The organism is Mesorhizobium sp. M1273 (genome assembly GCF_040318195.1).
GTDB lineage: Bacteria > Pseudomonadota > Alphaproteobacteria > Rhizobiales > Rhizobiaceae > Mesorhizobium.
In genome coordinates this window covers 1-608 of record NZ_JAMYLV010000098.1, presented here as the reverse complement: position 1 = coordinate 608, position 608 = coordinate 1, and the positions used below count along the sequence as shown (strand labels likewise).

Annotated in this window: 1 protein-coding gene and 1 pseudogene; both read left to right on the top strand. The window is 60.2% G+C overall.

Annotated features, from left to right (window positions below; translation table 11 throughout):
• Positions 1-79: pseudogene (locus NKH30_RS33100) on the top strand (IS66-like element accessory protein TnpA); the annotation flags it as partial.
• Complete coding sequence (tnpB, locus tag NKH30_RS33095) at positions 60-413, top strand: IS66 family insertion sequence element accessory protein TnpB (RefSeq protein ID WP_014761846.1); 354 nt, start codon at positions 60-62, stop codon at positions 411-413. The pseudogene NKH30_RS33100 and the gene tnpB, both read left to right, overlap by 20 nt.
• The last annotated feature ends 195 nt before the right edge of the window (positions 414-608 follow it).

The following is a 608-nucleotide window of genomic DNA, read 5'->3' as shown; positions in this document are numbered from 1 at the left end:
GTTGACGCTGGAATGCGGTGATGTGGATGCGTTGACGGCGACCATCGGAGCACTGGGTCATGTTCAGACTGGGCGCTGACCTGAAAGTCTACCTGCACCGCGAGCCAATCGACTTCCGGGCCGGCATCAACAGCCTTGCGGTTCTGGTCCAAGAGACGATGGCGCTCGATCCGTTTGCTCCGGCGGTTTTTGCGTTCTGCAATCGCCGTCGCGACCGGATGAAGCTCCTGTTCTTCGATCGGTCGGGCTTTGTGCTGGTCCTGAAGCGGCTGACCGAGGACAAGTTCCGGTGGCCGCGCCGGGAGGCAGCGGTGGTCACGCTTACGACCGAGCAATTGCACTGGATCCTCGATGGCATCGACATCGATGCGATGGTCCGCCATCCGGTGCGGCAATATCAGGTTGCGGGTTGAGGGCTCTCGAATTGAGCGGTTGACGCGGCGGCATGCTTTCGATTCAAGAATCTGATGAATCGACCCGGCGAACCGACTGTTGAAGCGTTGATGGCGCGTATTGCTGCGCTGCAGGCGCAGAACCGTCAACTCACCGAACGCGTCGTCAAACTCGAGGAAGAGCTGGCGCTTGCACGACTGCATCGTTTTGCGCCG